We start from the raw sequence: 22,136 nt of genomic DNA, 5'->3' as shown, positions 1-22,136 counted from the left end.
GCTGAGCCTGAGCGGGCTCGAACACAGCATCAACATCGCTGTGGCAATTTTTGCACTACAACGCAAATTGCTGAAACAGCTCTTGAGTGGTCTGCGACAGTTTTAAGCTTGTACCAAACAAGGTTGCACGTTGACCCGAAGCTATCTCTGGAATGGTAGCAATGGTATCAGCGTCGACACAGCAAGATATTTGATTGGATCCTGATACGTTTTTTTCATAATCACCACACAAATATTCAACATGATCGTTGTGATCATTGTCCATGTTAGGGCTCATTGCCTTCAGCCTGCACCATCCACTAATAAGTAAGAGCCATGAAATGAATAAGCTACCTCAAATCACGCTCGCATTCTGGATTATGAAGATTTGCGCCACTACGCTTGGTGAAACAGCGGGTGATTTGTTATCAATGACCCTGGATGTTGGTTATGCTTTAAGCTCACTGATACTCATAAGCTTGTTCGTGGTAACTTTGTTTACACAGCTTGCCAGCAGGCGACATCACCCGGCACTTTATTGGACCGTCATTTTATCTACCAGTACTGCTGGTACCACAATGTCCGACTTCATGGATCGTACGCTAGGCCTTGGGTACGCGACGGGTTCGGCTATTTTGATCGCGGTGTTGTTGGCAATTTTCTCAGTCTGGTACTGGAGCGAGAAATCATTATCGGTTGATCGTATTGCCTCATTGAAAGCAGAGTGTTTTTACTGGTTTGCAATTCTGTTTTCCAACACGCTCGGCACGGCCTTGGGCGATTTCCTCGCTGATGATTCAGGGCTAGGCTTCATGGGCGGTGCAGTGCTCGTGGGCAGCGCTATCGCCATCGTGGCAGTCCTGCACTACAGAACGCGAATATCCTCTGTCGCTTTATTCTGGATCGCTTTTGTACTCACTCGCCCCTTTGGTGCGACGCTGGGAGATGTGCTGACCAAGCCATACTCAAAAGGTGGTCTAGACTTCGGCACTGTTGGTTCTTCAGCGGTACTGCTGGGTATCCTCCTCGCTATGGTTGTCGCTGCGACGGTTTATAACCAGAGAAAATCACTTGCTTATAATCAGATAACAGACCGTTGAAGACGTGATGATATCGCACGGTCTAGGGGGAGGAGCCAGATCCCCCCGCTTATGCGACGCCCGTACAACTCAATGTAATCAGGGGCTGACTCATTCTACCGGGTGTTTAGATACGCTCGAAAACTTGTAGAACAGATTCGGCTCGCTGACCACGTACAGGTTGCCATCTCGGTCCATGGTCAGTCCTTCCGGCTGTGGAGCGCTGTCTTTCAGGCCAGAAAACCCCGCTGCTAACGATTTAACGCTGACAAACCTTCCGTTACCGTCCAGCTCCGTGATTGAGCGAGATTGATCGCTGAGTAGCAGCAGGTGTCCGGTAAGCGGATCGTAGTAACCGTCCGAAAGATCACGTGAAGCAACACTCTCAGTCACCCACTCCAGTCGGTCGATGACTTTTATCTGCAATCGACCCTGATCAATTGACCGCAAGACGCCAGATACTTCGAATAGCTGGCGCGGATCACGCTCCTTGATCGCAAACAGACGGTCGTTATCAGGGTCATAGGTCACGCCTTCAAAGCCCTTGTTATGACTACTGGGATTGATCACTAACGCGATGTACTGAGCCTCCTCGACCTGAATGGGGCGAGCTTGCGCAGGCAACGTGATGATGTCGAGCTGCTGGAGCTGTTCGTCGCAAAGCGCCACACGGCCATTACCCAGGTAAGCCAACCCTTCGGTGTCATCAAAACCGATCAGTGGATAGCGCTCCAGAATATCTCCGTTCATATCTAACGCCAGCAGCTGCATAGGCCCCTTATTGGTCACGGCTAGCAGGCGATGGTGATCGTAGTCGTAAGCTATCCCGGAGATATTGGACACATCCGGGCCGATTGGCTTGGCGTCGACAACGACATGAAAGTCCGGCAACCAGATGTTTTTCCCAGGTGCCTCGTTGCCTTTGAGCCAGATGCGTCCGTACTGATAGATCTGCTGATGAAGCTGAAAGTGCGTCGACACAGCGGATGCCATCATCAATACGCCCATAGCACTTATGACGAACAGAATCTGCGCGAATGATACTCGTCGCCGATGGAGGCCCGACCAAACCAGCCGCGTTGTTTTCATCTTCTCCAGAAGCATGGCTTCAGGCACTCCCTGCTTGGTTTCCGACTGGGCTGTGTGTCATTGAACATTTTGTTTCCAGGCGAAACGATAAACTTCCAGAGGGTGTTCAGACCGGCATAAGCCGTTGTCAGCTTGGGCATCGACCACGAACCAGTCCGCTCTGGACGTCTGCCCCAAGGCATGGGCTTTTTCAGGCAGGAAACAGTTTGCCAACAGTCCGTCAGGAACCAGCGCAAAGGTGCCAGGGTGCTCTCGTAGCCAGCTGGCAGCCTGCTCGACCGCCAATTCGCGGGCGAAGCCAAAGTGCACAATGGGTTGACGGGCATAGAGCCAGTGGCCCTCACGCCAATTGACCAATACCAGATCGGCTCCTTGGGTGACTTTAGCGGCCTGTTGCATCAGGTCTTTGTGGGGGTTATCACCTTCAATGACAGGCTCGATGAAACCTCTTGCAAACCACAGACCCAGCCATACAACAACCACTATCGGTAAGAATCGCGCAGCCCGCGCGCGCTTTTGAAACCAGCGTCGCACAAGCCATGGCACCAGTGGGGCAGCCACCAGAACCAGGCCAGGCAGGGCCGGGAAGATATAGAGCTTACGCTTGCCACTGGAAAGGCTGAAAAACAGCAGGACCAGCAAGACCCAGCCGAGCAGTACCAGTACTCGACCGTCCTGCTTGCTCAATTGCCTTCGCCAGGCCGGGATCAGCCAAGGCAGTGCGAATACCAGCGGAAGCCAGTACTGAGGGATGACGTTGACAAAGAAATACCAGATAGGCTCACGGTGGTGCCAGGCGTTGGCGTAGCGATTGGCCGTCTGGTGCAGAAGTATTTCGTGAATATAAGCAAAGCCTTCCGGCCCACCGTCACGCACGACCGAAATCACCATCGGCACCAGCCAGGTACAGCACGCAAGTAATACGACCAGTAGACCAAGTGTCCAGCGTGCGGCCTGACCAGGCATTTTCACCACACCGTGCCAGCCTTTACGAACGGCGTAGGCATAGGGGATCAGCATTAATGCCGGTACAAAACCCACGCCTTTGCTGATGATCCCAAGGCCCATCGCTGCGCAACTGAAATAGAACCAGCCCCAGGCTGGTCCAAGCAACAGATGGCGAGTCAGTCCGTAGAAGCCCAGCGCGATCCATAAGCAAAGGAAACTGTCGATCTGACCGGTCCGCAGGATGCTGTAGGTTTGATAGGTGGCCAGGAACAGCAAGGTGGCGTATCGACCGATACGTCGGTTCCAGAGACGACTCCCCAGGTCGTAGAGAACTGCGGTGGTTACGCCTGCCGAGAACAGGGCTGGCAGGTAGAGCGCTGTGTTCGGGCTACCGGTCAGCCAGATAAAGAATGCGACTGCCCACATGAACAATGGCGGTTTATCGGCATAGATCTCGGCTGCCCTGTGAGGGACAAACCAAGACCCGTTCTGTAGCATTTCCAGAGCAACGCCCAGAAAGCGTTCTTCGTCCACATTCTGCGGTTGGCGTAAGCCTAGACCGGCTCCGACCAGCAAGACTGCCAGTGCGACCAGCAACCATCCTTCGAGGCGAGGCGAAAAGGGAGTTCGCAACGTCATTACTCCTTAGGTGTCTTGGCCTGCTGGCTGATCAACTGAAGGTTGCGCATGTACACAACCAGACCAAAGGCTTGACCTGCTATGAACACCGGGTCCTCTCGGTAAATGGCATAGACCAACAAGATTGAGCTGCCAAGCATGCTCAGGTACCAGAAACCCACCGGAATGACGCTGCGCTTCTTGAATTCGCTGTACAGCCATTGCAGGACGAAACGGCCGGTAAAGACGGCCTGCCCGACAAAGCCGAGGATCAGCCACAGGGTTTCGTTATCTGGTTTCATGGATGCTGCTCCTGTGCCGAAACATTCAGGCGGGTTCGGCGGATCAGCCACCAGACACCGAGCAGATCAAGAACACCGACCAGCGCACGGTCCAGATTACCGTACTTGGAGACACCCGCCTGACGGTAACGGTGATTGACGGGGTGGACGACCATCCGGCCGTTGTGTCGTTGAATCAGTGCAGGGATGAAGCGGTGCATATGGTCGAAGTAAGGCAGGCGCAAAAAAGCGGCTCGTTCGATCAGCTTTAAGCCGCAGCCGGTGTCCGGTGTGGCGTCTTTGAGCAGCCGGCTGCGCAGGCCGTTCGCGAATCGCGAGGCCCAACGTTTGCTGGCCGTGTCACGACGATTCACCCGATGTCCCGCTACTAGATGGATAGAATCCGAGCGCCCTTGATGAGCACGCACCAGTGACAGCATCCCCGGAATGTCGGCAGGATCGTTTTGGCCGTCACCGTCCAGCGTTGCCAGCCAGTTACCCTCAGCCGCCAAAGCTGCGTGATAAATCGATGTGCTCTGACCGAGAGACTGCTCATGACGCAGGATGCGCAACTCATTGAGGCCGCTTTCCTTGAGAGCCTTCAGCACTTGCAAGGTGTTATCGGTGCTGCCGTCGTCAACAACCAGGATCTCGTAGTGCTCTCCAACAAGCGCTGCACTGACTTCTTTTAGAAGAGTGGGGAGGTTCTCAGCCTCGTTCTTGGCCGGAATCACAACGGAAAGAAAAATGGGCGTGGTCATGGATGTCCTTGTTAAAGAGAAGGCAGACGGAGCCCGGATTGATAATGGTCCCGATACCAGGCAACGAATGCGCTGACGCCGGTGTCGACGGATACCTGCGGCTGAAAATCGATCCATTGGTTCAACGCAGTAACGTCAGCCCAGGTTTGCAGCACATCCCCGGCTTGCAGCGGGAGATAGCGACGCTTGGCGCATATGCCCAGCGCTTTCTCCAGGCAATCGACAAACTCCAGCAGTTTGACGGGCTGACCGCGACCGATATTGAAGAGTTGGTGGGGCGGTTCGCCCCCCAGTGATTCAGGCGGGCGCAAACGCAGACGTAAAATGCTTTCTACAATGTCGTCGATGTAAGTGAAGTCTCGCGCCATTTCGCCGTGGTTGTAGATATCCACAGGCTCTTCGCAAAGCATGGCCTGGGTAAACTTGAACAGCGCCATGTCTGGCCGCCCCCAAGGCCCGTAAACCGTGAAAAAACGCAGGCCGGTAGCTCGCAATCCGTACAAGTGCGAGTAGCTGTAAGCGGTTAGTTCATTCGCTCGTTTTGTAGCGGCATACAAAGAGAGCGGCCTGTCAGCGGCATCTTCTATCCGGAACGGCATCTGCGTACTGGCCCCGTAGACCGAACTGCTGGATGCGTAAATCAGGTGTGCTGGGCGGTGATGACGGCAGGCCTCAAGCACATTGGTAAAACCGACCAGATTGGATTGGACATAGGCATTGGGTTGCTCCAGGGAATAGCGCACACCGGCCTGGGCCGCGAGGTGAATGACTTGTTCGAAGCCATGTCGCTCGAACAACGCGGACAGCCCCTCTGCGTTGGTAATGTCTAACCTGTTGAAGTTGAAACCAGGCATGCCCTGAAGCAGGGCCAGCCGTGACTGTTTCAGCTCGACGCTGTAGTAATCGTTGAGGTTATCGATGCCGACGACTTCAACCCCGAGTTCACACAGGCGCTTGGCCACGTGAAAACCAATGAATCCGGCTGCGCCGGTCACGAGCACCGTCATGGCTGGATCCTCTGGCCACGCCCAATACCGTAGTACTCAAACCCCGCTTCACGCAATTGCGTAGGATCAAACAGGTTTCGGCCATCGAAAACCACCCGATCACGCAGTGCTTTGCCGAGTTGATCCAGATTCAGAACGCGGTAGTCCTGCCACTCCGTGACCACCACCAACGCATCTGCACCCTCAAGCGCCTGTTCCTTACAGTGAACCAGCTTCATATCATCACGCTCGCCATAATGGTGCTTTATGGCTTGCATCGCCTGCGGGTCATGAGCCTGTACCTGGGCGCCCGCTGCCCATAGTGCTTCAAGCAAGACGTGGCTGGAGGCTTCGCGGATATCGTCGGTTTCGGGTTTAAAAGACAGTCCCCAGACAGCAAAAACCTTACCCGTGAGTGCACCGTGGTAATGAGTAAATACTTTCTCAAACAGGCGGTGCTTTTGACGGCGGTTGACCTGTTCCACGGCCTTGAGCAAGGACGTCTCGACACCATGTTCCTCGGCTGTACCGATCAAAGCCTGGAGATCCTTGGGGAAGCACGAACCGCCAAAACCGCAGCCAGGGTAGATGAAGTCATAGCCAATGCGCGGATCAGACCCTATGCCCAGCCGAACCTGTTCAATATCAGCATCAACCTGCTCAGCCAGATTGGCCATTTCATTGATGAAAGAGATCTTGGTCGCGAGCAAGCAGTTGGCCGCGTACTTGGTCAACTCTGCACTGCGTGCATCCATGACCACAAATTTCTCGCGGTTACGGCTGAACGGTTGATACAGCTCACGCATGAGTTCCAGCGCAGACTGACTGGCACCACCGACGATAATCCGATCCGGACGCAGGCAATCACTGACAGCGGAGCCTTCCTTGAAAAACTCCGGGTTACTGATTACTTCGAAACCATGACCGCGTCGCGGACTGGCAGCGATTTCCGCGAGCAAGCGATCTACAGTCCCGACCGGCGAAGTAGATTTGTTGATAATGATCCGAGCACCGTTGGCGTGCTTTAGCACAGAGTGCAGAACAGCAAACACCTGGCTCAGGTCCGCCTTGCCGTCTGCTTGCGGCGGTGTACCAACAGCAATGAAAACCACCTCGGCAAAGCGGCTGGCTTCAGCGGCATCGGTGGTGAAATGCAGTCGCTGGCAATCCAACCCACTGCGCAAAAGGTCTTCAAGACCAGGCTCAAAGATCGGGCAGATGCTTTTACGTAGCGCTTCGATGCGTATTTCGTCCACATCCACGCAGCAAACGGTATGGCCCACTTTCGCGAGGCAGGCGGCTTGTGTCAGTCCGACATAACCCGTTCCGAACACTGTCACTTTCATGCGCTACTCCCTTTGCACCACGAATCGATGAGCCTAGTTTGTTTTCAGGTGCCCGACGGGGTGCTGGACACATAGCGCAAGAAAAATGTCATGAAATTGTTAAGGAACGATGACTGCGTTTGTCACATAAGGGCGATTAGCAAAGCACCTATTGCCTTGCAGGCGCGTTATCAGTTGCGCCGTTGGCTTCAGAGCCCTCGGGGCGAAATGAGCCGCATCTGAAAACCGTCAGATTTTGGTCTTGTCATTCCGAGATGGTTTGACTACTCCGTACTTGTCCTTGGTCTTTGACGAAGACAGCGACTCAGAGGTTCGGATACCAAGTTCGGGCTTTTGCTGAGGACCGGCGTTCAGTGTGATCAGACTGTCAGCGCGTTGACTAAGTCGAACACATCCGAGCATATCCTCAGATTTTCCTATACTCACGTTGTTGCATCGCAACGCTGTCCGGCCAAGAGAGAGTGTGTAGCCAAACTATCGTTCGACCCGCGCAAGTTTTTAAACAAAACGTTGACGAAATTTTGGCAATCGCAGCTTCAACATCTACGCCAGCAGCCTCCTTCAATCCGCAGTCTTAAAAAACCTGCTCCCTACGGGCAGGAAGAAAATATAGAAAGGATTCGCCAATGTTTAAAATGCGTCATTCCCCTCTGCGCCTGTTAGCGCTGATCAGCGGCATTTGGCTGGTCATTTTCCTGATTACCCGGCTGGCATTGATAATTGGCCATCTCGATGAGCCCGTTGGTGGCTATGCTTCGGTCTTCGCCAAAGGCCTGCTGTACGACCTGAGCTTCCTCACCTATGCCATGCTGCCGTTAGGGATGTACGTCCTGTTGTGCCCCCCCATTTTATGGCGCTCAAAGTGGCACAAGCGCTGTCTGCAAGGACTGGTATTCATCATCTTTTTCGTCATGTTGTTCACGGCTGTGGCGGAGTGGCTATTCTGGGATGAGTTTGGAGTGCGCTTCAACTTCATCGCGGTGGATTACCTTGTGTATTCGGACGAGGTATTGAACAACCTGTTGGAGTCCTACCCCATGGGCACCTTGCTGACAGCACTAGGTGCTTCTGCAATGGCGCTCAGTTGGGCGTTACGCAAAACGCTATGGAAGATTCTCGATGCGCCCTTGCCTGGCTGGCGTACTCGCGTTGTTGCAGTGGCTTCGCTGTGTCTGCTGATGGGGGCAAGCCTGATGCTGGTCGATCAGGACACGCCACGTGGCCGAGGTGGTAACACCTATAACAACGAACTGGCAAGTAACGGGCCTTACCAATTTTTTGCAGCCTTTCGCAACAATGAGCTGGATTACGAGCAGTTTTTCGCGAGCCTGCCGGCTGATCAGGTTGGCCCCCGTATTCGCGACGAGTTACGTGAGCCAAACGTCGTGTTCACCGGCACCGACCCTATGGATATCCGTCGTAAAATCACGCGCCAAGGGCCGGTAAAAAAGCTGAATGTCGTGCTGGTTACGATTGAGAGTTTCAGCGCCAAATACATGGGGAGTAATGGAGATACTCGTAATCTGACGCCCAACCTTGATGAACTGCGTAAACACAGTCTGTACTTCAGTAATTTCTACGCGACTGGCACCCGGACAGATCGGGGCCTGGAAGCCATCACCCTTTCCATACCACCGACCCCCGGCCGTTCGATCGTAAAACGCATCGGCCGCGAAGCCGGGTTTGCGAGCCTTGGACAGCAGCTCTCTGCGGTGGGCTATGACAGCGTGTTTGTCTATGGCGGCCGTGGCTACTTCGACAATATGAATGCGTTTTTTAGTGGAAATGGCTATCGAGTGGTGGACCAGAGCAGCGTTGCCGAATCGGAGATCCATTTCAAAAATGCATGGGGCATGGCTGATGAAGACCTCTACAAGCAAACGCTCAAGCTGGCAGACGCAAACTTCGCAGCAGGCAAGCCCTTTCTTCTTCAGTTGATGACCACGTCAAATCACCGCCCATACACCTATCCTGACAACAGAATCGACATCAAGTCAGGTAAGGGCCGTGACGGAGCCGTGAAGTATACGGACTATGCCATCGGGCAGTTCTTGCAGGCCGCGAGACAGAAACCTTGGTTCGATAACACGATCTTCATCTTCGTCGCGGATCACACCGCCGGCAGTGCGGGTAAAGAAGACCTGCCTGTGGTGAATTATCAGATACCACTTTTCATCTATGCCCCAAAAATCGTGAAGCCCAGAGATGATGGGCAGTTGGCGAGTCAAATTGATTTGGCGCCGACCCTGCTGGGACTGCTCAATATGAGCTACGAATCCACGTTTTTCGGAAGGGATCTGCAACTTGCTCCCACATTGCCACCCCGTGTGGTGCTGGGTAACTACCAGCATTTGGGGCTCTTTGATGGGCAGAACCTCGCTATCCTCAGCCCGCGTAATGGGCTACGACGTCACGACGATGCGTTAGGCGCAAGTATTGAAAAAGCTTCGCAGAGCACAGATCCGCTGGTCGCCCGCACGATTACGTATTACCAGGCAGCAAGCCACGGTTTCAAAAGCCGCCTTCTAATGTGGAGTAATGAGTCTGTAAGTAAGAGGTAGCAATCTGTTGTGGCTGGCGCAGAGTTGACTCAGTGGCTGATGCAACGCTGACCCAAGATCGGTCAGTAAATGCCTTTGCTAGTAATCACAAGCCCAAGGTAGAAGTCTGGATCAGTGAAACTCCGTCAACTAGGTCAATTCTGCGCTGGTCATAACACTGTATGGGCATCCCAAAAATCTAGCGAAAAACGATAGTTTTGGTTAGCTTTCACTGTTCTCTGATGAGTTCGTGACGAATGATTGAGGCTTCAGTGTGTAGAGTAGGCTACAGGCATCCACTCTGTCCCAGTCCGGGACAGAGGATTTATCTGTATGTGCAAAGCTTTAATCTTCGGCTTCAGTGTTTCGTACCATGGATACTGGCGGAATAAAAAAGAGTGAGCGCTGCGCCGCAGGCACGACAATGTCGCTATCCTTGATACTGCTGCCTTTACGTCGTTTGGTGCGATTGTCTTTATCGAAAATCTCTATGTCCTTGCATATGAGTGGCATATGCAGTGCATCCCGGACAATGCTCTCATTTGCCATGGTGGCGTTTGCCATACTGCGCATCATTGCTCCGAATGTCTGATTTTGACCTTCGTAGATCTTCTTCGGGAGCAGCTCCGAGAGCTCCGAAACTATACGCTTGCCTGTGACGTCATTAAAAAAATGCTGCTCGCCAAAGCCGAGGCTATGTTGATCCGTCACCTCAATATCTCGCTTTGTGTCATACCCAACGAATAGGGAGGGCGTCATGAAGTGTGAAAAGTGGTTGCCGTATTTCCAGTGAATTTCCTTCATGACGGCGGTGGCTCGATAGTTCTTGGCCAAATGAATGAACCAGTAAGTCCGTGGATTAGACCCAAATGGCGTGATGAAAAACACGGTCATGAACTCTGCACCGCTCTCCTTCAAGATACCCTTCGCAAGGAAACGTTGAATGAGGTGCTGCCACTCGTAAGGCTTTGTCGCTTTGTAGTATGAGATCATGTCCCACGGTATGTATTTTTCAAGGTTTATATTTTGTAAGGCTTTACGATTTTCATCTCGGTCAGAGATATAATCAATCAAACTGTCTACGTTGAACGTAAGCAAAACCTCTGCATTTTTTACTTCATCAAAAATTAACCTTATACTGGAAAAGGGCACATCCTTGTATGCGTACTGGTCTAGTAAAAACAGTGCCCTTTCAGAAAGTTTACTGTTTTTTATTTGAGTTATTATGTTTGGCAAAGCATTTGTGAAGCGAGACCTAATGAGGGAAATATCTTTTCCAATAAGGTGAGAATAGCCTTTTTGGCTCAAGATAAATTTCAAGTGTTCAATGTTGGCCTTTTTGATGTCGATGAAATAATATTTTGCAAGCACCTCGCGAGGGATTTTTCTTGAGGTGTTTATCTCTGCCACTGTTTGCTGAATGGTATCTAGGGCAATGATCGGCGATCCGTAATGGGTGCCTAATTTATCCTCTTCGGTATAAATCCCACCACCACAAAATCCATCGATAATGTTAATGCCTATTCTAGGGATTCGCTCGTTGCTCATCACCACTGTGATGTAGTTTCGAATGTAATCCTCAATAATCTTGTGCTTGATTTTGCTGTGTGGATCGATTTGTGGATATGTCCCGGTCTCAACATTCCACTTATATTTTTCATCCTTGGCCATCCCAAAAATCCTTAACTCAAGCTAGATTCAGCAACGGTATTTCATCCCAGGTCTGGCCATTTAACAGCCGCCCATTTGCTTTCTTTGAGCGCTTGACACCATCAGCCCCCCAGCCCCCCCATTGTTTGAAGAAGAATGCCGATCCATAGGAGTCGCATTGGCGGTGAATATTATCGACCCATTCTTGCTGCATAGGGCGAGCTTTCGCGCCTGACTCTCCTCCCACGATAACCCAGTGGATGTCTGTGAGGTCGATGTCGCCTAGGTCTTCTAGAAGCGGCTCTGCGGATAGAAACCGGATCGTTGAATTGACCCTGCGCAGGCAATCAATGCGAGGAACGCCATAAAGCTTATCTTCCACGGAAACACCCAGCCATGCGTTAGGTGGTGGCGTACGCTTGCTGAAATATTCTGCAAGTCTCTCCGCTCGCTTGGTCAAGATCTGGAATGTGTGTTGATTAGCTTCTCGAATAACGTCGAAGACCTTGTCGATATAGAGGTCTGGAACTTTTTCGTGGAAAAGGTCAGACATAGAGTTGACGAAATAAATAGTGGGTTTTTTACGCTGGAGAGGCTCGCGTAATTTCTCAGGCCGCAGGCTTAACTTAAAACCGTTTTCGTAGCCTGGAGTTCCCATCGCTTGTAAACGGTGTGCCATATTTTCAGCATAGCAATGTTTACAGCCTGGCGAGACCTTGGTGCACCCAACTATAGGATTCCAAGTCATTTCAGTCCATTCTATACTTGTCTGACTACTCATTGCAGTTTAGCTCCTGTCGTGCACGATAGTTATATCAACTCGGGCGCGACTGTTATGACCTCGATATAAAATCTGTCACTTCTGTTCGTGGCCCTGCTCACTGAGGAGTATAACATAGTCATTATAAATGCCTAGTTTGATATAGGTGTTCTTGTGGTTTGATCACTGTTTGTGGACGGATGGTATGAACCTAGTTTTAATTATTCAGTCGGGCATCCGGTGAGCAAAGAATCCAGCGCTCGCTTTTCCTTGCCCAGTCAGGTTTTACCGGATTTTTCCTGCGTAAGCGGATATCTTTGTCTATGTTTGAAATCATACCTTCACTAGCCAGCTCTTTAAAAGCAAGTTGTAAATCTGTTGGATAAAGCTCAGTCTCCATTAGGAAGTTAGCCCAGCAGTCATTGTCAATCAACAAAGGTGATGTAGTGAGGCGGCTTAAAATGTAGTTTTTTGCCAATAACCGATTGTCTTCAGCATTCACCATTTCCGTCTGGTCCTCCGAGGATGCAAAGAGGTCATCAATCGGTAGTCTTTTCATCTCCTGTTGTCTTAAGCGTATTTCGAACTGGCTTACGCGCTGGATCATATCCATGCGCTCAGCAGCCTCTTTAAAAACAATTATCCCCTTGATATGTCGCGTGAGATAAATTAAGAAATATAAAACTCTATCATGGCCAGGCCGTTGGACCGTAACGTAAGCAGTCCTCCCTTTGAAGAGCGATGCAATGACCTCGCGGTACTGGTCGATAATGAGCTGTTGTCGTTCAAATGCTGTCTCTTTTCCGGAAAAAGTGAGCTGCTTGCCAAGCAACGCCTCGATATTTTCCTGTTGAGCTTTCATCGACATAGCTCTGTTGACGAAGTCATACATGAAATTTATTAGAAATTCTGCGCGATTGAGTTTCAAGAGCGGTGCGAGTACGGGTGCATTGATTACCTTCAGCCAACCCTTTGGATCGATGAAAAAGAACGTAAACCCCGTTGAGGCCCATAGTGCAATTTCACCAATCATGGTGGTGTAATCACCGTGTAAACTTTTCGCTTCGACAATACCATCCGAATTTTCGCTAAGAAAATTCTGAAGCTTTGCGTAAGCAGTATTGTTCTTTTCGATGTAGAGGGCGCGAAACTTTACTTTTGCACCGTGTTGGATTTCAAGCGATTTTGCGCAGTCCTTCATAAGACCCATGGAAATACCGATGGAGGTATCTCGCAGGTCATCGGACTCTTCCGACCATGGACCTGCAAAACAGTCTACATAATTGATCACTTTCTCATTGCGGCCAATTATCATGAAGAGTCTTTGAAGGTAGGTCTTCAGAATGGTGTGTTTAACGTACGCTTGCTCTCTGCCACGGTACTCAATAGGTACTTGAGCCATATCACGTCCTTGTAATTTAGTTTTTTGCAGCCCATCACATGCAATACCGCATGGCCGCCTTTTGTGGTGGCGATACGATATCTCACAGGGCTTGCACTGGCTACCGTGATACGTGAGCCTACTGGGAGAGGGCGGTATGGCTAGGCTTCTTGCCCGCCCGCTCGTTTCAGTGGCACCTAAGTACTCCAGCCGGTGAGTATGGGCAACCGCGCTGGAGCTGCCGAAGTATGGCACTGGTCGTGGGTATTTCTCCGGCCAGCGTTCAGCGGACCTGGGCCGCCAACGACATCATGACACGCAACCGCTGCCAGCGACCTACCTTCGCACAGCCAGAGGCTTACGCGAGTTGACGGTCACCTTGGCGTACTCACCTACGGTTAGAACAACGCGCCTGGATTACGTGGCAACGCAGATCATTTATCGTCTGGTTAAAGGAAAATCTCTGGATGAGGTACAGGCGTTTTTCAATAAGGACCTGCAAGACGAGACCAAAGTCCGCAAAGACGATGCAGAAACGAATCGTGAGATCACTGCTCAGTTGAGAGGCCGAGGTACAGTTCAGTCGTCGAGGTGGACGTTCAAGCAACGCAAGCCAACCGAGAAATGGTTCGTGGTGGTGATTCGGCAGGGCCGCGACTGGAATCATCCGGACGTGCTGGACCAAGAACCCTATGCTTTGGTCGTGACCGTTGCTGATCGTGACAATGAGAAAGCCCAACTCTATGCCAAGTCCAGGCAACCCTCACTTCTCAGATTCAGGCACGAGAACAAGCCAGGCCGCGAGCTTCTTTTTAAGCCTTCCCCCCTAATAGAGCTGCTTGCTGATAAGGCAGGCGCTCTTTCAGACGTTCGATCCTCTGATGAGCATAGGCCGACCGCTCAACCTAAGCGTAATGTAAGCGGCCAAGCCGCTATTGGCGGTACAAAGGCGTGGGCTTGGCGTTGACAGGCATGTGATGGCACTTTGTTTAAAAGATAGCAAAAAACGCTATGTTTACTTATCTTTTGCTACTGCTTTGCCGAGGCGGTCATCGGGCACTGCCTTTGCCCCACAACAAGGGGCCCAAAGCTGTGCGTACCATGGGTCTACTGGATCGTTGGGGGAGCGTAAATCTTCGTTTGATCTGCGGTGCCAATAGCATCCCATCGGTCTGCACGACTCCCAAGCCATCAATCTCCACCACCAGAGGATCTTCATCGGCCAGCAACAGGGTTATGCCCGGACGCTGGTTATAGCCATTGGGCAGAGAGTCTCCTTTCACGATTAGACAGGCTCTGCCGATCCAAACGCGATTGCTGGCCGGCGAGACAGTCACCCTACGACTGTCCCCAAGTCTGAAAACCTGATGGGTTCTGATGGGGAGGTCGACTGCTCATTCCCGTTACAACGGGTGCGTAGATCGCCTGGACAACCTCAGCGTCGGCGGGCTCAGCGACACGTATGGTGATGGTGTTGGACATCCGGCCCTCCGGTATTGATCAGATGGAGCTGAGGTTGGTGCGTTTGGCCAGCGCCTCGACGGCTTCCTTACGCTCGGAATACCGATCTACCAGTTCGGGATGGCCCCTGAGCAGGAGTGTGAAGCGCATCAGCTCTTCCATGACATCGACCACGCGGTCGTAGTAGGCAGAAGGTTTCATCCTGCCTGCATCGTCAAACTCCATGTAGGCCTTTGGGACCGAAGACTGGTTTGGAATCGTGAACATGCGCATCCAGCGGCCAAGCACTCGCAGCTGGTTGACCACGTTGAACGACTGGGAGCCGCCGCAGACCTGCATAACGGCTAGGGTTTTTCCTTGCGAAGGCCGGATAGCGCCCAAGGCCAAGAGAATCCAGTCGATCTGCGCCTTGAACACTGCCGATATTGCACCGTGTCTTTCTGGAGAACACCACACTTGGCCTTCTGACCAGGTCACTAGGTCGCGCAGTTCCTGGACCTTTGGGTGTTCAACCGGGGCGTCGTCTGGCAGGGGCGGGCCTGAAGGGTTGAAGATGCGGGTTTCGGCGCCTAAATGCTCCAGAAGCTTCGCGGCCTCTTCCACCAGCAGACGGCTGAAGGACCGTTCTCGCGTCGATCCGTACAGCAACAGGATGCGTGGTTTATGTGTGCTCGATTCAGACTTGCCAAGGTGGCCATCGAGCAGGGACAGATCCAGGTTGGGCAGTTGATCTGACATGGGGGCTCCGGGTTAAAGATGGCCGATCCGATCCAACTCTTGCTTGAGCTCGTCACGGGTGAGCGTTTCGAATGGAAGACTGAGGAAGGCTTTGCAGCGCGACTCGATGCGAGCCAGGGTGGCCACGAAAGCCGCGTTCACCTGTGCCTCGTCTCCTGCGACGTCAGAAGGGTCTTCAAGCCCCCAGTGGGATTTGAGGGCCGGGCCGAAATAGACCGGGCATGCTTCGCCGGCAGCCTTGTCGCAAACGGTGACAACGATGTCCGGCGGGTTATCCGCAAACGCGTCATTGCCTTTACTGCTTAGACCTTCAATGGAGATGCCGGTTTGTTCCAGGGTGGTGAGGCTGCGGGGCAGTACCTGCCCCTTTGGGAAACTTCCGGCACTGACGGCCTCAAAGCCCTCGGGTGCCAAATGGTTGAACATGGCCTCTGAGAGGATGCTGCGGCAACTGTTGGCCGTGCACATGAATAGAACTCTCATGGATTGCTCCTGCCGCTTGAGTGCGGTCGTCAGAGGCTCAGGCGCAATGCCAGGGCCGAGAGGGTGATCAGCAGAACCGGAAGGGTGAGCAGGATGCCTACCTTGAAGTAGTAGCCCCAGGTGATGCGCATCCCTTTACGTTCGAGAACGTGCAGCCAAAGCAAGGTGGCAAGACTTCCGATTGGCGTGATTTTGGGGCCAAGGTCACAGCCAATGATGTTGGCGTAGATCATGGCTTCGCGGATCAGGCCGTCGGCGGCACTGGCTTGGATCGACAGCGCTCCGATCAACACGCTGGGCATGTTGTTCATCACCGACGACAGCAGGGCCGACAGCAAGCCGGTGCCTATGGCAGCACTCCATAGACCATGGCCGGCCAGATGGTCGAGTGCCTGGGTCAGGTAGTTCGTCAGGCCGGCATTCTTGAGTCCGTAGACCACGAGATACATGCCTAGGGAAAAGATCACCACCTGCCATGGTGCCTCGCTGAGTACCCGCCGAGTTGAGATCCGGTGACCGCGAGCGGCGACTGCGAATAGCGCAGCGGCGCAAAGTGCTGCTACCGCACTGACCGGAATGCCAAGTGGCTCCAGAGCGAACAGGCCGATCAGCAGAGCCAGCAGTGTCCACCACCCGACCACGAACGTGGCTCGATCACGAATAACGGCTTTCGGCTCTTGAAGTGCCTCTATGGCGTAGTGCTTCGGCACGTCCCGGCGAAAGTACAGGAACAGGACCAAGAGGGTTGCGGCAACGCTGGCCAGGCTGACTGGCACCATGACCGAGGCATACTCGGCGAAACCCAATCCGAAGTAATCGGCGGACACGATGTTCACCAGGTTGGAAACCACCAATGGGAGACTTGCGGTGTCTGCGATAAATCCGGCGGCCATCACGAATGCAAGGGTTGCCGCTGGAGAGAAACGTAGCGCGAGCAGCATCGACATCACGATAGGCGTCAATATCAGTGCAGCACCGTCATTGGCGAACAGGGCGGATACCGCAGCCCCCAGCAAGACGTAGAAGCAGAACAGACGATACCCACTACCGTTGGCCCAGCGTGCGACGTGAAGAGCAGCCCATTCAAAGAACCCGGCCTCATCAAGCAGCAGGCTGATGATAATGACCGCAATGAACGTGGCCGTTGCATTCCAAACAATGCTCCAGACCACCGGAATGTCCTGAAGCGTCACAGCGCCGGCGGCCAACGCAAGCACAGCGCCGATAGACGCGCTCCAGCCCACGCCCAGCCCTTTGGGCTGCCAGATGACCAGTACCAGGGTAAAAACAAAAATCGCGGCAGCGAGCAGCATGGAAAGCAGCCCTGAAAGGGTCAGCAGCAGGTAGTGGCGCGGGCAGGCCGACCACTCATGCTTTGAAGGCGGCTACTGTCACCGCTTAACCATTCGGCGTTGGCGGTCCCGGTGATGTTCAGCACCTCGTGAACCCAGGCCGGCAGTGCTGGGTTGAGCCGGTAATACACCCACTGCCCTTGGCGTCGGTCCAGAAGCAACCCGCTACTGCGAAGCTGTGCCAGGTGGCGGCTGATCTTCGGTTGGCTGTCGTCGAGCGCGTGCATCAGCTCGCACACGCACAGCTCGCCGTGTTGAGCGATCAACAGCGTTGCCCGAACACGGGTTTCGTCCGAGAGATTCTTGAACAACTCAGGCGGTGAGAGCATGAGATCAGGCCTATAAATATGGATAACCGAATATACGGATATCCATATGTAAAACGCAAGGTCAAATCCTAAGTTCGGTTCTTGAGCGCTCTTGAAACTAATCAACTGGAGCAGCGGGCCTGGAGGTCTCCGCTGCCTGATCAGGCAGGCGTTAAGCGGGGCAGCAAAGCACGTCAGGGCCTGCTTTTGTCCCGGAGGGATCTGGCGTGGTTACTTCTCCACGGGAGACCTGGTTCCCAGCTTTTGAGAGCTTTCTTGTGCCAGGTGTTGAAGGGGGCTTTGAGCTAAGCTGGGGAGTGTACTGGGCATTAGCACCCAACCACTGGTGCGACAACGCTGAGGGTATCGACATGTCCATGCCAAATGAACGCACCCGAGCAGTCATCCAAACGGGGGAGTTTCTCCTTGAGCTTTCTCGGGACCCATCGCTGCCCGAACGGATACGACGTGACGCAAAATTTCTCCTGCGTCACTATCCTGATCAATTCCAGATGCTGCTGGCTGGACGTATTGAAGAGGATTTAGACCCTTCAAAGTGGCCAATGGGGCCAGTGTTCAGCTCTTCCGTCGAGAGCAGCTATCACTCTCTGAAATCGGACGCAGTACACACCCACAGCCCGAAATAAACGCCTTGGATAGGGTCATAAAAGCCCTGGCACCCGCTCGAAAGGTCGTGCTCTCTTCCAAGGGTATGTGGCGCTCACTTTTCAACGAAATGACCCAGTTCCCTATCCTTGAGAGGCGTCTTGTGCCGAGTGTCGAACGGTGTCCCCCATCCCCAGAGCGTCAACAGCCATTTGCCGAAAAATGACTTGCGGTCGGTGAACCTGTCCACCTCTTTCAATTCGGCGAGATTCCTTACCCCGTCTTCACGTTCAGTTTCCAGTGCGCAGGCGAATTGGTCCCAAGACACCAGCCCTGTTTGGTAGCGTTCAGGGATGCTCAGCGCACCAACAGTCGCGGCTCCAAAAGTGCCACCGAGCACCTCAAGGCCATGCCGGGAGCCTGAACTGTCCGTCAGGTGAAAGCCAAATGCTGTGTAGAATTTGTTGCGTTGCAGTCGGGCCGCATCGGTCTCGGCGTCCCTCCAGGAAAGCGAGCCATTCTCCACGGTGTAATCGGCGATGTTTTGACGTTCAAGCCACTTAATGACGCAGGCCATCAAATGCGGGCCCAGGCGGACATTTTGCGGGTGCATGATCAATTGGCCCGTTGGTCCGAACTTTACGGCTTTCGTTGTGTGACAAACGGTTACGCTAATGCTGTTCCACCACGGGTGAAAGTCAGCATGTAGTGCCTCGTCACTTTTTGTTCGAGCACGGAAGAACTCATATTGGCCAGGGTTGCCAATATCAAGGCTGGATTTAGCATGCTCGGTGATGACGGGGAAAAGCACGCGTCCAGACGGGGTGTGGCGCTCTAAAAGAAAAAGCCTTTCTACCTGGCAAAGGATCTCCAGCTGGTGGGAGATAGATTTCAGACTCACGCTTTGCGTCCTATGCTTGGTTGGTGTCAACTGGGAGTGCTGACTTTAACCATTCCAAAATACTGGTTGTGAGACTGTCGGACCAGCCAAGTCTATTTTTGGGGTGATGAAGCTTGCGTGATACATGGGCGCTACTGAATCTGTCAGCGAGTGCTTGCTGCTTTGACTTTTCCCAGGTGTCATTCTCGAAGTCAGGCCAGCGATTTTTGTAACAGGTTAGTTTGAGTAAGCTGGTAAAGTCGTCAAGTGAGATTTTTTTGAAGTCGCGGCGACGGACGAGCAGCGTGCACTGTCCGGGTTCGTTGTCCTTCAGCTCGACTTCTAATATGTAGAAGTAGCGATTGGCACGAGCAGATTGTACTTCAATACAAGCCAATTGCCGGGTTCTGACGTTTCCTTCCTCGGCAATGATGTGCCAGCGTCTCTTTTTATTTGCGAGCATCGGTAGAGCGGTAATGAAAAGAACAGCGTTTTCTAGCTCATTAGGGTCAATTGGAATTGAACCATTAATAGCGACAGATCGGATTAACCAGTTTTTATCTTTTATGCGCTTTTCGAAGTGATGGAGCATTTCGAAGAAGTCTTTCAGTTGTCGGGCCGGCGGCGGTGGTTCATCTTTGAAATCATCTACGCCAACCATGTGTTGGGAACTGGCCCGATGATCTCCATCGCCGAAGGTGAGTCCGTCGATATCGACCTTTTCTGAAACGTAGCTGGCAGTGTTCGTTGTGTGTTTCCAAGACCTCTGATATTCAATAGAAATTTCAGCGTCTTGCGGGAAAAGTGAACTGACCTGAGAGATTTCCACGCGCTTTAAATCGGCATCCGCTGGGGTGTCGGCAATCTCATCATCCTCGTCATCTGGGTCATGCCCTGGGACGTTGAACCCTACATAGCCTTTCCCGCTCTCATCGGGGCTGCCTCCACCCGCTCTGTCTCCAGCACTCTTCACAACAAGAGACGAGAACCCCAGAGGATACGTGCAGTGATGGATCTGCATTGCGAAGATGGCGGGCTCGTTAGCCAGCAGCATCGGGACACCTGAAACGCTCAGGTTGGTTTGGCCAGCAAAGGGAAAGTTTGCCTCCAGTGCTAAGGCTGCTCTAGCGCCAGTGCGTCTGTTTTCGATGTTGATTAGGGTGATTCTTTTATTTATTTTGAATATTTCATCCGCGAATGATTTGCTTGCCTTGATTCTGCCGAAGAATTTCGCTTCGGATTCTTTGAGCTTTACGCGCTCGACGATTGTCACTGGATCAATTTCAGTATTCACTGAAAGATCTACAAGTTCGCCGAGATCTCCTCGTAGTACGTTTTTAGCAACACGTCCAGAAACGGCGGAGTAGAATCGGAATAGTTCAGAGTGTGGAATTACCATCCATTTGAACTGAGCGTCACCGGAAACTGGCGCCAGGGTATAATAAGTTGCGAAAAGATAGTGATAGTCTTTTTTAGGGAGGAAGTCGGCTGCGGCGATGCCCTTGGCTGTCCACTTACCATTAATTTGTGTTGCCGTACTAAATGGCAGCTTTTTCGCCTGGGAGGTGTCAACGCTTAGAGACCTGCCTAGCCATTCAGGCTTACTGACGCATGCTCCGTTTTCCCATACAGATCCTGGGGTCAGGTCGTTGATCCAGCGAGGGTTGAGCACGAGGAGCTCCGGAGCCATATCCAGGCGGGCGCTGCCGTCGTTAGGGTCTGTGTAGTCGTCTCTCAACCGGGACAGCACAAAACCAATTTTTAGGCCTTTCTCAGCTGGATGTACTTCAGATATCCCATCTACACGCCAGAAGCCATTGAGTTTTCGTAGAGGAGACGCCCGATTCTGATCCATTTGAATAACGCCAATTCGCATTTATTCAAAGAGTATTTCACGTTAATAATGTAGTCCGCAAATTATGATAGAACTTACACTGCCACCGCCGACCAGTGCCGGCCCGGATGCCGAGTGATGGGGCTGGCGAAACGGCCTGAGCGGCCAGCTGTTCAACGGCACCTGGCTGGCCACCGAATGAATCGCCGCCACCTCCAGCGCTTCGCGCTCATCCAGCGGCGGCAACAGCCCCGGCAAGCGGCTGGCCAGCAAGGTCTTGCCGGTGCCCGGCGGGCCGCTGAACAGCAGGTTATGCCCGCCCGCTGCCGCCACCACCAGCGCCCGTTTGGCCGCCAGTTGGCCCTGCACCTCGCTGAGGTCCGGGTACGGCTGGGCCTGGGGCAACAGGCCATTGGCGCGATAGGGCGTCATCGGTGTCTGGCCATTGAAATGCGCGACCAGCTCGCGCAGGTGATTGACCGCAATCACTGTCAGCCCGGAGGCCAGGCAGGCTTCCTCGGCATTGGCGGCCGGCACGATCAGCGTCCGCTGCGCCTCACGGGCCGCCAGCGCAGCGGGCAGAACGCCCTGCACCGGCCGCACCGCGCCAGACAACGCCAGCTCACCCAGGCACTCGATGTCTTGCAATGCAGTGAGCGGAATCTGGCCGTTGGCGCCCAGCAGGCCCAGCGCAATGGCCAGGTCGAAGCGCCCACCGTCCTTGGGCAGATCGGCCGGGGCGAGGTTGAGGGTGATGCGCCGGTCGGGAAACTTCAGCCCGGAATTGACGATGGCACTGCGCACCCGGTCCTTGCTTTCCTTGACTGCGCCTTCGGGCAGGCCGACCAGGGTCAGGGTCGGCAGGCCGTTGGACAAGTGGGTTTCAACGGTGACGGCAGGTGCTTGTACGCCGACCTGAGCGCGGCTGTGAACGATGGCGAGGGACATCGGATCTTCCTTGATGAAGCGGGAAGGGAGATCGTGGGGGATTTACAAGATCGGCAGGCAAATCAATCGCTACAAAGTGCCTAAAGCCCGAACGAAATGTATCAACGC

At 53.2% G+C, this 22,136-nt stretch carries 20 protein-coding genes and 1 pseudogene; 4 read left to right on the top strand and 17 right to left on the bottom strand.

What is annotated here, in order from left to right; genetic code table 11:
* Positions 1-55: 55 nt before the first annotated feature.
* The gene (locus PSCI_RS29010) at positions 56-265 is read right to left on the bottom strand and encodes a hypothetical protein (RefSeq protein WP_144403213.1); all 210 of its coding nucleotides are present in this window, start codon (positions 263-265) and stop codon (positions 56-58) included.
* Positions 266-320: 55 nt separating this feature from the next.
* Here PSCI_RS29010 and PSCI_RS07805 point away from each other — a divergent pair, with 55 nt between their 5' ends.
* On the top strand, positions 321-1,079 hold the full coding sequence (locus PSCI_RS07805) for a COG4705 family protein (protein ID WP_045494009.1): 759 nt from the start codon (positions 321-323) through the stop codon (positions 1,077-1,079).
* Between the two features lie 90 nt (positions 1,080-1,169).
* On the opposite strand, the gene PSCI_RS07800 is transcribed toward PSCI_RS07805, so the two are convergent.
* The 6 genes from PSCI_RS07800 to PSCI_RS07775 are packed head-to-tail and all read right to left on the bottom strand — an operon-like array spanning position 1,170 to position 7,087.
* Positions 1,170-2,162: an SdiA-regulated domain-containing protein gene (locus tag PSCI_RS07800; RefSeq protein WP_045484955.1), complete on the bottom strand. Its 993-nt coding sequence runs from the start codon at positions 2,160-2,162 to the stop codon at positions 1,170-1,172.
* 42 nt (positions 2,163-2,204) lie between these two features.
* Positions 2,205-3,734 (bottom strand): ArnT family glycosyltransferase, encoded by a 1,530-nt coding sequence (locus PSCI_RS07795; RefSeq protein ID WP_045484951.1) that lies wholly within the window; start codon positions 3,732-3,734, stop codon positions 2,205-2,207.
* Positions 3,734-4,015 carry a lipid-A-disaccharide synthase N-terminal domain-containing protein gene (locus PSCI_RS07790; protein ID WP_045484948.1) on the bottom strand — a complete coding sequence of 94 codons (282 nt, stop codon included), beginning with the start codon at positions 4,013-4,015 and terminating at the stop codon, positions 3,734-3,736. The genes PSCI_RS07795 and PSCI_RS07790 overlap by 1 nt, the downstream gene beginning before the upstream one ends.
* Positions 4,012-4,755: a glycosyltransferase family 2 protein gene (locus PSCI_RS07785; RefSeq protein ID WP_045484946.1), complete on the bottom strand. Its 744-nt coding sequence runs from the start codon at positions 4,753-4,755 to the stop codon at positions 4,012-4,014. Before PSCI_RS07785 ends, PSCI_RS07790 begins: the two co-directional genes overlap by 4 nt.
* Before the next feature lie 11 nt (positions 4,756-4,766).
* Positions 4,767-5,762: an NAD-dependent epimerase/dehydratase family protein gene (locus tag PSCI_RS07780; protein ID WP_045484944.1), complete on the bottom strand. Its 996-nt coding sequence runs from the start codon at positions 5,760-5,762 to the stop codon at positions 4,767-4,769.
* On the bottom strand, positions 5,759-7,087 hold the full coding sequence (locus PSCI_RS07775) for a UDP-glucose dehydrogenase family protein (protein ID WP_045484942.1): 1,329 nt from the start codon (positions 7,085-7,087) through the stop codon (positions 5,759-5,761). The genes PSCI_RS07780 and PSCI_RS07775 overlap by 4 nt, the downstream gene beginning before the upstream one ends.
* A gap of 626 nt (positions 7,088-7,713) precedes the next feature.
* On the opposite strand from PSCI_RS07775, the gene PSCI_RS07770 reads away from it, so the two are divergent.
* Entirely contained in the window at positions 7,714-9,648 is a 1,935-nt protein-coding gene (locus PSCI_RS07770) for an LTA synthase family protein (protein WP_045484939.1), read from the top strand.
* A gap of 324 nt (positions 9,649-9,972) precedes the next feature.
* Here the strand turns inward: PSCI_RS07770 and PSCI_RS07765 are convergent, their stop codons facing one another.
* The 3 genes from PSCI_RS07765 to tcmP all read right to left on the bottom strand — a co-directional run bounded on the left by PSCI_RS07765 (position 9,973) and on the right by tcmP (position 13,439).
* The gene (locus PSCI_RS07765) at positions 9,973-11,298 is read right to left on the bottom strand and encodes a three-Cys-motif partner protein TcmP (RefSeq protein ID WP_045484935.1); all 1,326 of its coding nucleotides are present in this window, start codon (positions 11,296-11,298) and stop codon (positions 9,973-9,975) included.
* Between the two features lie 16 nt (positions 11,299-11,314).
* The gene (locus PSCI_RS07760) at positions 11,315-12,058 is read right to left on the bottom strand and encodes a phage Gp37/Gp68 family protein (protein WP_045484932.1); all 744 of its coding nucleotides are present in this window, start codon (positions 12,056-12,058) and stop codon (positions 11,315-11,317) included.
* Positions 12,059-12,254: 196 nt separating this feature from the next.
* Complete coding sequence (gene tcmP, locus PSCI_RS07755) at positions 12,255-13,439, bottom strand: three-Cys-motif partner protein TcmP (protein ID WP_045484929.1); 1,185 nt, start codon at positions 13,437-13,439, stop codon at positions 12,255-12,257.
* A 400-nt stretch (positions 13,440-13,839) separates the two neighbouring features.
* Between tcmP and PSCI_RS07750 the strand changes: the two genes are divergently transcribed.
* Positions 13,840-14,385 (top strand): hypothetical protein, encoded by a 546-nt coding sequence (locus tag PSCI_RS07750; RefSeq protein WP_045484927.1) that lies wholly within the window; start codon positions 13,840-13,842, stop codon positions 14,383-14,385.
* Between the two features lie 533 nt (positions 14,386-14,918).
* On the opposite strand, the gene arsH is transcribed toward PSCI_RS07750, so the two are convergent.
* Genes arsH through PSCI_RS07730 form a run of 4 tightly spaced genes read right to left on the bottom strand, consistent with a single transcriptional unit; the run spans position 14,919 to position 17,781 of the window.
* A complete protein-coding gene (gene arsH, locus PSCI_RS07745) occupies positions 14,919-15,617 on the bottom strand; it encodes an arsenical resistance protein ArsH (RefSeq protein ID WP_045484925.1) in 699 nt (232 codons plus the stop codon).
* Between the two features lie 12 nt (positions 15,618-15,629).
* Positions 15,630-16,100 carry an arsenate reductase ArsC gene (locus PSCI_RS07740; RefSeq protein ID WP_045484923.1) on the bottom strand — a complete coding sequence of 157 codons (471 nt, stop codon included), beginning with the start codon at positions 16,098-16,100 and terminating at the stop codon, positions 15,630-15,632.
* Between the two features lie 29 nt (positions 16,101-16,129).
* Entirely contained in the window at positions 16,130-17,413 is a 1,284-nt protein-coding gene (locus PSCI_RS07735; RefSeq protein ID WP_045484921.1) for an arsenic transporter, read from the bottom strand.
* A gap of 20 nt (positions 17,414-17,433) precedes the next feature.
* Positions 17,434-17,781, bottom strand: coding sequence for a metalloregulator ArsR/SmtB family transcription factor (locus tag PSCI_RS07730; protein WP_045484919.1), 348 nt, complete (start codon positions 17,779-17,781; stop codon positions 17,434-17,436).
* Between the two features lie 350 nt (positions 17,782-18,131).
* On the opposite strand from PSCI_RS07730, the gene PSCI_RS30040 reads away from it, so the two are divergent.
* Positions 18,132-18,407: a BPSL0761 family protein gene (locus PSCI_RS30040; protein ID WP_084710208.1), complete on the top strand. Its 276-nt coding sequence runs from the start codon at positions 18,132-18,134 to the stop codon at positions 18,405-18,407.
* A 74-nt stretch (positions 18,408-18,481) separates the two neighbouring features.
* Here PSCI_RS30040 and PSCI_RS28175 read toward each other — a convergent pair whose 3' ends face one another.
* The 3 genes and pseudogenes from PSCI_RS28175 to PSCI_RS07715 form a co-directional block, all read right to left on the bottom strand.
* The gene (locus PSCI_RS28175; RefSeq protein ID WP_052483363.1) at positions 18,482-19,267 is read right to left on the bottom strand and encodes a hypothetical protein; all 786 of its coding nucleotides are present in this window, start codon (positions 19,265-19,267) and stop codon (positions 18,482-18,484) included.
* Between the two features lie 10 nt (positions 19,268-19,277).
* A complete protein-coding gene (locus PSCI_RS07720) occupies positions 19,278-21,101 on the bottom strand; it encodes a hypothetical protein (RefSeq protein WP_045484917.1) in 1,824 nt (607 codons plus the stop codon).
* 78 nt (positions 21,102-21,179) lie between these two features.
* Positions 21,180-22,028, bottom strand: a pseudogene (locus tag PSCI_RS07715) (YifB family Mg chelatase-like AAA ATPase); the annotation flags it as partial.
* Positions 22,029-22,136 lie beyond the last annotated feature (108 nt).

It is taken from the genome of Pseudomonas sp. StFLB209, from assembly GCF_000829415.1.
Taxonomy (GTDB): domain Bacteria; phylum Pseudomonadota; class Gammaproteobacteria; order Pseudomonadales; family Pseudomonadaceae; genus Aquipseudomonas.
The sequence above is the reverse complement of the archived record's forward strand: the minus strand, read 5'-3'. Positions and strand labels throughout refer to the sequence as shown.